Here is an 11,789-nt window from a genome sequence, read left to right on the forward strand (position 1 = left end):
GATAGATGGTTGCTTCAGACATATACACAATAGCCAAAGCTCTTTCTAAAGAAGAGTTTATCAAGCTATCCGATATGCTAAGAAGCGATATAAAGAAAAGTGAAATAAAACTGAAAAAGAAATATGAGCTACCAGACTTCACCAAAGAAGATGGATTACGTTACCTATTAGAAAATCACATTCGCAAAAATTAAAAAACGTAATCGTACCATTCGTACCAATAAATAAGTACGAATGGTACGAATTCAAAAAAATGAAACATAATTATAAATACAGTTTAGATAGATCAAGCAGAAAGTTTATCTGCCCTAATTGCCATAAGAAAACATTTGTAAAATTTATTGACAATGAAACTAATCTTTATTTAAATTCTAGTGATGGAAGATGTGATAGAGAAAGTAAATGTGGTTATTTTAAAAAACCAACATCAAATTGTATTACAAATATTAATAACTGTATCACAGAAGTAATACAACCTTCGTATCACAATAGAAAAGTATTGCAAGAATATTGTAATACAAAGCAACAAAGTAACTTTATAAGCTATTTATTAAGGAATTTTGAGCCTAAAATGGTATCACAAGCAATAGATATGTATCACATAGGGACAACAAACTATTGGTATGGAGCTACAATATTTTGGCTAATAGACACAAAAAACGTAATACGTGGTGGCAAGATTATGTTGTACAATTGTAATACAGGTAAAAGAGTTAAAAAACCTTTTAATCATGTTAGCTGGATACACAAACAACTAAAATTAAATAATTTTGTATTACAACAATGTTTATTTGGGCTACACCTTATAAACAGCATTTCTAAAAGTGATACAATTTGTATTGTAGAATCAGAAAAAACTGCAATCATCATGAGTATTATGATTCCTAATTTCATTTGGTTAGCTACAGGTAGTAAAACAGGTTTTAAAGAAAAAATGCTAAAATCTATTAAAGAATTTAATGTTATTGCTTATCCAGATAAAACAGTTTATAGTAATTGGAACAAAGAAGCAATACTTTTAAATAAACAAGGATATAAAATTGAATGTAGTAATTTATTGGAAAGCATTGAATTAGAAAATGGAGGGGATTTGGTTGATTTTTTATTGTAGTACTTTGATTTCAAATTGTATTTTTACGTAAGCAATCACAAGCAAGTAGTGGCGTTAGTATTGGCGCTATTGGTTGTGAATTGATTTCAAATTGTATTTTTACGTGAGCAATCACAAGAAAAACTAAAGAAAAAAACAAACCGAACGCGTTGTGAATTGATTTCAAATTGTATTTTTACGTGAGCAATCACAAGATATTACTATATACACATTAATTATTAAATGTTGTGAATTGATTTCAAATTGTATTTTTACGTGAGCAATCACAAGAATGAGGTAGTCTACACTAAAGATGGTTACGTTGTGAATTGATTTCAAATTGTATTTTTACGTGAGCAATCACAAGAAAATATTTTCTGTGCGCTATACTGCAGTTGTTGTGAATTGATTTCAAATTGTATTTTTACGTGAGCAATCACAAGGCTTTCTCTGATTCTTTCATCTTATCGTTCGTTGTGAATTGATTTCAAATTGTATTTTTACGTGAGCAATCACAAGATATTCAAAACAAAGCAGCCAAGAAGGACTGTTGTGAATTGATTTCAAATTGTATTTTTACGTGAGCAATCACAAGCGTTGTTGTGTATTATTAGTAGCGTAAATAGTTGTGAATTGATTTCAAATTGTATTTTTACGTGAGCAATCACAAGATGTTAATATTAATCAATGGACACCGATATGTTGTGAATTGATTTCAAATTGTATTTTTACGTGAGCAATCACAAGTTGTTAAGTCTTTCATTGCTAACATTAATTGTTGTGAATTGATTTCAAATTGTATTTTTACGTGAGCAATCACAAGATTAGAAGTATATTAAACAATCCAGCATATGTTGTGAATTGATTTCAAATTGTATTTTTACGTGAGCAATCACAAGAAATTAGAAATTCATATTAATGATGATTTTGTTGTGAATTGATTTCAAATTGTATTTTTACGTGAGCAATCACAAGTGGTCCGCTCCTAGTACGCCCTTACCCTGTGTTGTGAATTGATTTCAAATTGTATTTTTACGTGAGCAATCACAAGGCTAATCCTTTTTTGAGACTCAGTACCCTTGTTGTGAATTGATTTCAAATTGTATTTTTACGTGAGCAATCACAAGCTATTGGTAAAATGAAACAAGGGGGTTTAGGTTGTGAATTGATTTCAAATTGTATTTTTACGTGAGCAATCACAAGCAGTGAGAGACGTAGACTACTCAGGGGTGAGTTGTGAATTGATTTCAAATTGTATTTTTACGTGAGCAATCACAAGCGTGCCTTTAAATCTTAAAGACGAGTATCAGTTGTGAATTGATTTCAAATTGTATTTTTACGTGAGCAATCACAAGTGATTTCTTTGTTTTTGCAGATGCAACAATGTTGTGAATTGATTTCAAATTGTATTTTTACGTGAGCAATCACAAGTAAACGAAAATAAAAACCCATATACCCTTAGTTGTGAATTGATTTCAAATTGTATTTTTACGTGAGCAATCACAAGGACAAGGAGGTGTAGAGGAATTCTACCCATGTTGTGAATTGATTTCAAATTGTATTTTTACGTGAGCAATCACAAGTTAAATTTACAGAACTTTAAGAAGCGATTAGTTGTGAATTGATTTCAAATTGTATTTTTACGTGAGCAATCACAAGAAAGTCGTTTCTGTAAGCGTCTCCAAAGGTGTTGTGAATTGATTTCAAATTGTATTTTTACGTGAGCAATCACAAGTGGAATTATAGTTGGTGTTTTGGACTGTAGGTTGTGAATTGATTTCAAATTGTATTTTTACGTGAGCAATCACAAGAAAAGAGTTAGGAACATTAATAATATTTCCGTTGTGAATTGATTTCAAATTGTATTTTTACGTGAGCAATCACAAGAGGGTGTTGTTATTTCTAATTGGTCTCATGGTTGTGAATTGATTTCAAATTGTATTTTTACGTGAGCAATCACAAGGCGGATAGATAAGATATACCTTTAAAGGTGGTTGTGAATTGATTTCAAATTGTATTTTTACGTGAGCAATCACAAGTTGTTCTATCTGGTTACGGTTATCATCTATGTTGTGAATTGATTTCAAATTGTATTTTTACGTGAGCAATCACAAGATGAAAGACTTCAAATTACATACCGTTGCGGTTGTGAATTGATTTCAAATTGTATTTTTACGTGAGCAATCACAAGTATAGGAGAACAAAACAAATAGCAAATAATGTTGTGAATTGATTTCAAATTGTATTTTTACGTGAGCAATCACAAGGTAGGAACAGAAATAAACCAACCTATAATAGTTGTGAATTGATTTCAAATTGTATTTTTACGTGAGCAATCACAAGGATGGAAAAGAGAGCATACAAGAGATAATAGTTGTGAATTGATTTCAAATTGTATTTTTACGTGAGCAATCACAAGGGAGGTTTCAAGGGATATGTTTAGTGATATGTTGTGAATTGATTTCAAATTGTATTTTTACGTGAGCAATCACAAGAGGCTTACTATCTACTAAACCACTTCTCCAGTTGTGAATTGATTTCAAATTGTATTTTTACGTGAGCAATCACAAGACAACATTAACTGGTAATTGGTTAGATGCTGGTTGTGAATTGATTTCAAATTGTATTTTTACGTGAGCAATCACAAGACTACTATTATAACCAATTGATTGTCTAAAGTTGTGAATTGATTTCAAATTGTATTTTTACGTGAGCAATCACAAGGGCGCTGTCTGTACCTTTTCTATTCTCCAAGTTGTGAATTGATTTCAAATTGTATTTTTACGTGAGCAATCACAAGTTGGTGAACACCATCTTTAGGCTGTCCGTTGTTGTGAATTGATTTCAAATTGTATTTTTACGTGAGCAATCACAAGAATCTTTCATTATCTAAGTAATGATTTTGTGTTGTGAATTGATTTCAAATTGTATTTTTACGTGAGCAATCACAAGATTTTTTATAAATTTATTGTTAATTAATCAGTTGTGAATTGATTTCAAATTGTATTTTTACGTGAGCAATCACAAGCTTTTCATTACGATACACAAAGAATTGATTGTTGTGAATTGATTTCAAATTGTATTTTTACGTGAGCAATCACAAGGACGTGGCAAATTTTGGTACTTTGATGATAGTTGTGAATTGATTTCAAATTGTATTTTTACGTGAGCAATCACAAGTATAAGTGTTAGAGATATAAATGAACACTTGTTGTGAATTGATTTCAAATTGTATTTTTACGTGAGCAATCACAAGTACACTACAGTAAACCTAACAGTAAAGGTAGTTGTGAATTGATTTCAAATTGTATTTTTACGTGAGCAATCACAAGCTTTACATTTAGGCGATGTAATAAGGTTACGTTGTGAATTGATTTCAAATTGTATTTTTACGTGAGCAATCACAAGTAATAGTGTCTAATCTTCTCCCAATAAACTGTTGTGAATTGATTTCAAATTGTATTTTTACGTGAGCAATCACAAGCAAATTAAAAAGGCGGCACCAGAAGCATTAGTTGTGAATTGATTTCAAATTGTATTTTTACGTGAGCAATCACAAGGTCAATCCCAAAATATTGAGTAAAATTAATACTTTGGGATTCCTTTTTTAGATTACAAAATTCTGTTATCTAAATAAGATTAATATCTTTTACCTAGATTTTTTTCATCCTATTTTAAAATAACTGCAATTGCTGCGTAGGTTGCGGTAAGTCAACTTCTTTTATCCCATGAAATAATTCCATATTACCAAATTGTTTGTCTGTAATTTCTAAAATACACACTTTACCATGTTCGGGTAAACTCATTTTCACCCTTTTAGTATGGACTTTAGCATTTTCTCTACTAGGACAATGTCTTAAATAAATAGAAAATTGAAACATAGTAAACCCATCGTCAATTAATTTTTTACGAAATTGACCTGCAACCTTTCTTTCTCTCTTGGTTTCTGTTGGTAAATCAAAAAATACTAAAACCCACATAACTCTATAAGCATTATATCTTTTTGATGACATTTTTATTAATCTAGTTCGGGGTATTTTATTTGCCTTAACTCTCCTGTAAAACATTTATACAAGCTAGCTGTTGTTGTAGAAACTGCAATAAATAAAGGTCTTACAACTCCATCAATAAAAACATCTTGTGTTGCAATTGTTAAAATAGTTGCTTTAGCATCTTTATTTAGCTCATAATTATTGTTATTTGCTATATAATTGTAAACTAACTTATCTACAAAAGGCCTATAAGGCTCCATAATATCATCTGCTAAACAATAGGAATTATACTTATTTCTATGAAAAACTCCTAAAACAGGCAATAGTCCGCTACTTACTAAAGCTCTAGCTACGATACTTCTTAAAACTGCATACCCAAAATTCAATAAATTATTAGGTTCTTCTCCGTAACGTTCTCTAGAAAAATTTTCAAATAAATGTTTCCAATAAAATTGAGCAGCAATACCTTCTCTATTTGAAGTATCTCCACTTTTCACATGTAGTTTATATTCAGCTAAAGGCTCCGAAACCTTATTATTTAAATCTAAAAGGGCTTTTTGATTTTCTATTTTTTGCTCAACTGTTTGTTTCCAAAGTTGTTTTTTTAAAGGTTCTGATGCTGCTAATTGATATTTAATTCTCTCAGAGTATTCTGAATGACCATACATTGGTAACATCATGCCAAAAGGTAAATGATGCTCATCACAACTAATTACAGCAACGTTGTTACCTTGTAGCTTTATTAATAATTGATTAGAAATTGTTATCTGGTAATGATCCAACATTAACAAAGCAATATCTTCTATAGGTACAGTTCCTTTAATTTCTTTTGTTTCTGGCTCTTGAACCACTAATTGTTTTTGTTTTAATTTTAAATAAGATGGATTACCGATATAAATGGTTCTTTTTATCATATTTGAGTATTTATATTTCCAATTCTATTTATGTTTAATCTCCAACATCTATCCTTTATCATTCTGTCTTCAATATCCTTTTCCATTTTATTTTTAACAGAAAACTCTTTTTTATTATAAATAGGTTTCGAGATATCATTTCTTATAAAAAAACATTGAGAATTTGAACTACTTACCATCTTATAAATTCTAGAAACTTGTTCATTAGAAAGGTTATTAAAATCTACTAACGCTTTATTTTCTAATTCTTCATCTGTTGGAACATAGACCAAATCATTAGGAGAAAGAGTAAATAAAAAGTCCCCTTTTATATTACTTGGCTGTATAGGTATTCGTTTTTCTTTGGGAAATGATGCAGTTTGCTTTTGATGTGCTATAACCTCGTTTAAAGGAATGGTTTCAAATACTCTTTTTTTCTTTTCTTCATCATAATAAATTGCAAAGAATAAATTTGTTCCCTTGGCAGCTTCTACAAACTTATTTGCTTTAGCACCACTTTCTCCAATACTAAACTTACTCCCTTCTTCATATAAACGTACTTTATAAATTGGATAATGATTTTTACCATTATTTAATACTTTTATATTTTTATTTAAAGCATCTATTCCATCTGGGCTAAAAGCTAAATCAAATCGTTCTTTTTGGTTGTCATCTATATAATTTTTTAAATGTCTTTCTAAAATAGTTATGATACCTCCATCTGTAATAGATTCAAGCTGTTTTCTAGTAAACTTTTCATTTAAAGCAACTCTAGTAGCAGTTGCATTTTCAGACCATTCAAATACTTTTGTTTTAGTAATTTCTTTTCCTTCAATTAAAAGAGGTGTTTCCTTCAGATATTTTCTAACTTTCTTTAAATCATTGTCAAAGAGAGTCAATAAACTCTTAACTTTTCTTTTAATTGATTTATCTACAATTAAATCTGACTTATCTAAATAATTAGTAATATTACTAAATCCTTTTTTTATCTTTTTTATTTTAACAGCACCAGATACTGTTTCTTTATGCATTGGCTTTCTAATAGCCCAATTTGTTTTATTAGTCGAGTTTGTGGAATCTTTTTGTTTTTTTAATATTTTTTTAAAAGTTCCATCACTTTGCGGTTCCCATTGCCAAGTTTTATTATTCGTTTTATTTATTATTCTTAAATTTTGCTTAAAACTGATAATTGTCTTTTCTAGGTCCTCCTTAGCTTCTGTAGAGAAATTTACCCAAGGTAATTGAAAGTGTTTCGTAAAATCTCCTTGTTTATTCTTTATTAACAAACTCTCTTTTAAACCGTAATTTTCTCTTTCAGAATTTAAAGAACCTAAATAATTTGTATGCTTCTTTGTACAACAAGCTATAATTAAAGCATCTAAAGCATGGTGTCTATGATCTATTCTTTTTTTACTAAAACCTCTTGAAATTTCATCAGGAACTTTTGTTCTAAAAGCATTTATTTTTGAATCCCATTCCCCAAAATCTTTAGAGTTTGTCAATTCATTTAATCTCATAAATCTAGGAGCAACAATTTCATTCCACTTATCATTTAGACCCCAATCTTGCTTTAACCTAGAGGTAATTGAGCCTGTAACTGGCACTAGTCGTTTTGTTGTAGCTTCTTTTTCTCCGTCCTCTCTAACAATATTACTTAAAAGCGTTTTAATAATTTTACTTATATATCTACTATCATTAAGTTGCCTATTAATAAAACCTTCGGGAATATCTTCTGATAATAAATTATTTAGTTTTGTTCTATTTTTTTTAAAATATTGCTTGCAATGTTTTTCATATTTATCAATATTAAATAAAGTGACGGTGTTACCATCACTTAAAGAAACAACTCTACCTCCTTCTCCTTTTAAAAACTCATAGGCTGTTTTATTGTCTTTTAATTGATTTACTTCACTCTCACAAATTATTTTATTTGTCATTGAATTATCAAAATAACGAGATTGTGGAATTATATGTTCTATTTGATAATCAATAGAAAATAACTTACTTAAAGGAATTATTTTACCTGTATAAGGAGAAATATACCCTTGTTCTAACCATAACTTATACTTATTAATTTCAGATTTTGTTGGAGAACTACTTCTTCTAATTTTATCTATATCATCTTCTTTAACTTGAAGAAAAGAAACTTCTGGATTTTGATAAACACCTTCTTCGTAAATTTTTAAAATTTCTTGATGACTTGGAGAATAAGGTCTTACATCATCACTTGTATCATTTTTAAGTTCTTCTAATAAAAATTTTATTCTTTCATTTGTATTTTCATTTTCTATATTTCTAGATGACATTGCTTTACGCTTTTCACTAGAATTTTTCATTTCTCGACCTAATTCAACATGAATTTCATAAAAAAAATCGGTTTCACCTTTTCCATAATGTTTCCAAATATCCCTTACTACTCTTAAAGTTTCTGTAACAACTTGTTCTACAATTGGGTTTCTTAAACTATGCTGTTTAAACTCATTTAGATAAGTATCTATATCGTTTGGAGATTTCCATGGTTTAATTATACCAGATTCAGAGTGACGCTCATAAATTGCATAACAAGCTTGATACGTATTTAAGCCTTTTAAAGGGTTTTTATCTTTATAATTTATAAAGCTTTTTATAAACTGTTTAGGAATTTCATCATCTGCTATCGTTTTTAATCGGTCTTTTTTATCACCTTTAAACACTTCTTTGTCATAATTTATACTTTCTAAACGCTCTTGTATTTGTAAAATTCTATTTTTTACATCATCAGAAATTTTAGTTTCATCCCAATATTTACCCATTCTCATTAAAGGCAATATCTTTTTAATTGCTTTTTCTGAATAGGCTCCATAATCATTTTTAAAAGGAGGATATTTTATAAAAGCATCTACGAACGTATCTTTATCTAAATTATTTTTTAAAGCAAAAGTTTTAATAGCCAATTCATATTCTTTTTTATCTTTTACAGAATAAATAATGTGCCACAAAGCAATCTCTATCTCTTTTGACAAAAAATAAGTTCTGTTTTCATTCTTTACTTTCTTTAATCTCGATAAAAAAGAAGCTCTAGTTTCATTTGCAGGATACTTCTTATCTTCTACATAATTCCATCGATAATTTTTCTTATCACTTTTTGCTATCTTTTTATTCTCAACTAAAAAATCAATAATATGTTTCTGTTCAACTTCTTTTTTATCATTTAAAAAATCAAATAATAAAACCCAATCATTATCAGTTTTAAAAATAAGACCTGTTATATCTTCATCAAATTTACCATTATCTACATTTTCTTTTTGATGAATTTTTAAATTTTTCAAAAATTGCCACAACCTAAATTCTTGAAATAAAGGATGTGATTTAGCTATACATTTTATCTTTTGTATATTTCTAACTCCATCTTTTATAAATACTCTTTCTTCATAAGGGCAATCTGAAATGGTAGATTTCTTACTTTTTAAAGGTCTTTGATAAAAAATTATATCATCAATAAAGAGATAATTAAACCCATTATCTTTTATATTATTTTGATGCGCTTCATTTCTTGGGTATAATTCATTTACACAAACTTTGTATAATTCTCTATCTTTTAATTCGGGATGAAATTGTATTTGTGTTTTTAATATAGCTTGTAATTCTTCTTTATAAAACTTTCTTTCAATTGTTTTAACAAGTTTCCCTCTAATTTTTTGAGATGGATTATCTAGTAGTGTTTCGTAAATATATTGTCCAACAGTTTTAGTGCTTTGCTCGATATCTTGCTCTGTTTTCTTTTTGATAGCAATCCAATCTTTTTCGGAATCTACAGCACTAAAACTTCTACGTATATTACCTTCTTTGTCTAATTTATCTGTTCCGTCTTTTTCTAACTGAGTGGTTACGATAAATTCTTTAGTTTTACCTAACCAATTTCCTAAAGACTCCTTACTTTGTCTTTTATAAATCCAATCATTTTCTAATATTACATGATACCAGATTCCTCTTGCATTTTTATCTTCTGTAGCTATAACCTCCTTTACCTTTAAAGAGTAATATTCCTTTTTATTTGTTTGACTTTCATCTTCCTCCTCCCCTCGTAATTGATAATATCCCCTTTTCTGATTAAAGTTTAAAAGCACCCAAGCTAATTCTTGTTTGGTTATTTTATGTGTTAATGCTTTTTTACGTAAATAGTATATCGTCCAATCTAAAGGTATTTTAGTTTCTTTTCTAGCTTCTTTAAATTCAGTAACCATTTCGTTAAAAGAGTCCATGAAAATAAATTCATGTTTTCCTTCACTATTTTTACTATAGTTAAGTTTTACTTCCGTATTATTTTTAAATTGCCCAAAATGCTTTTCAAAATCAATAGATTCTTTATAATGTTTTGGTAAAAAATTTAAAACATTTAAAACTCTATGCAGTCTTTCTCTTCTTAATAAATTTCTTTGATAAAGCCTTCTAACTCCTCTATAACTTGTTCTATTTGCTGTTTGAGAATGAGATTGACCTGAATCAAATTTACCTAAAATATCTTGAGACATAGGAATAATCCTACTTCCCAATCCATTTATTTCTCCTTTTTTATTCTCAAAATCTTGTGAAGTTAAAGCCCAACCTATAGAGTTTGTTCCAAGGTCTAATCCTAATATCTTTTTCATAATCTCTTTTTTATTACAACTTTAAATTTATAATAAAAAAATTAGACCGTATTACGGAAAGCCGTATAATGTTTTGTTTTTTTTAAGTTATATTTGTAGAACAATTTGAAATCAATTCACAATAAGGATTATTCCGTTGTGAAAACATTTAAAGCGGCAACTTCGGTTGTCGCTTTCTTTTTTGTATTACAATTATTGTTTTTTTGAAAAGAAAATTATTATAAATCAGAGTTCACATTTCGGTACACTATTTAATTAAAACAGAGCCTGAAAGTGTAAAAAAATGAATTTTTGTTAAATTTATAAACTTGATACGATCATCTATCTGAAAGGCTTTTCTTATTCATAGCTTATAAAAAGAAGTAAACGAACTAATATATATCTATATAATTAACTAAAATCTTAATTAATAGGTTATTGTGACCTTATAATTTCTCGAATCAACCGTAAAACTCATTTTTTTAAGATATTAATAATAGTCATAAAACAAAATCCATAAGTCAGTTTAGTTAATCCAAAATAATTACAAATTAAGTAGTTATTTTTTAAAACAAAGTTGGTTGAGAAAACCCTATTTGGTTTGTAGTAAAATCATATTGAGGATTAACTTCTTCCATATTCAACCATTTTTTAAAATCATCGTCCGTTTTTAAACTAAAAGGCATTCTTAATTTTGTGTTGTGAATTTCTCTCATTATACCTTTAGCTTCGGTAGTTACTATGGTGTATGTGTTATTTAAATATAAACCTGCAAAAGCAAATAGCTGATTATTAAAACCAATATCAAATTTTATTTTTTCTTTTCCTTTATGCTGCCATTCATAAAATCCATCTACCAAAATGATACATCTATTTTCTATATAGTTTTTAAATGAAGGTTTTTCTGATAAGGTTTCTATACGTGCATTTAAAGTGTAATTTCTTTTCCATTCTTCATTTGCCCAATCTGGTACTAATCCCCAATTAAATAGTTGAATTTTAGAGGAATTTAAATTTGTAATTATAGGTGTTTTTGGGTAATTGAATCCATTTATATCTGCTGATGGTTTTAACGTTTCGCTTGAATCAATTTTAGCTTTGAATTTTTTTTCAAGATCTTTAATAGTTTTGGTTTGTTTAAAGTGGTAGCACATAATAATTTTTAAAAATTAATGAGTTTTTACTTGTTTTTTACCACAGTACTTTG

Annotated in this window: 6 protein-coding genes and 1 CRISPR repeat array; of the genes, 2 read left to right on the forward strand and 4 right to left on the reverse strand. The window is 28.4% G+C overall.

What is annotated here, in order from left to right:
• Positions 1-5: 5 nt before the first annotated feature.
• A complete protein-coding gene (locus tag H0I29_RS00585) occupies positions 6-194 on the forward strand; it encodes a hypothetical protein (RefSeq protein WP_218754045.1) in 189 nt (62 codons plus the stop codon).
• Between the two features lie 59 nt (positions 195-253).
• Complete coding sequence (locus tag H0I29_RS00590; RefSeq protein WP_218754046.1) at positions 254-1,111, forward strand: DUF6371 domain-containing protein; 858 nt, start codon at positions 254-256, stop codon at positions 1,109-1,111.
• A gap of 1,972 nt (positions 1,112-3,083) precedes the next feature.
• Positions 3,084-4,650: a CRISPR direct-repeat array (repeat unit 46 nt; unit sequence GTTGTGAATTGATTTCAAATTGTATTTTTACGTGAGCAATCACAAG).
• A 114-nt stretch (positions 4,651-4,764) separates the two neighbouring features.
• On the opposite strand, the gene cas2 is transcribed toward H0I29_RS00590, so the two are convergent.
• From cas2 to H0I29_RS00610, 4 genes are all read right to left on the reverse strand, one after another.
• A complete protein-coding gene (cas2, locus tag H0I29_RS00595) occupies positions 4,765-5,103 on the reverse strand; it encodes a CRISPR-associated endonuclease Cas2 (protein ID WP_218754047.1) in 339 nt (112 codons plus the stop codon).
• Between the two features lie 5 nt (positions 5,104-5,108).
• Positions 5,109-5,996 carry a type II CRISPR-associated endonuclease Cas1 gene (cas1, locus tag H0I29_RS00600; protein ID WP_218754048.1) on the reverse strand — a complete coding sequence of 296 codons (888 nt, stop codon included), beginning with the start codon at positions 5,994-5,996 and terminating at the stop codon, positions 5,109-5,111.
• The gene (cas9, locus tag H0I29_RS00605) at positions 5,993-10,603 is read right to left on the reverse strand and encodes a type II CRISPR RNA-guided endonuclease Cas9 (RefSeq protein ID WP_218754049.1); all 4,611 of its coding nucleotides are present in this window, start codon (positions 10,601-10,603) and stop codon (positions 5,993-5,995) included. The genes cas1 and cas9 overlap by 4 nt, the downstream gene beginning before the upstream one ends.
• A 545-nt stretch (positions 10,604-11,148) precedes the next feature.
• Positions 11,149-11,736, reverse strand: coding sequence for an SOS response-associated peptidase (locus tag H0I29_RS00610; protein WP_218754050.1), 588 nt, complete (start codon positions 11,734-11,736; stop codon positions 11,149-11,151).
• Positions 11,737-11,789: the final 53 nt, after the last annotated feature.

Origin of the sequence: Polaribacter sp. R2A056_3_33 (assembly GCF_019278485.1) — a bacterium.
Taxonomy (GTDB): Bacteria; Bacteroidota; Bacteroidia; order Flavobacteriales; family Flavobacteriaceae; genus Polaribacter.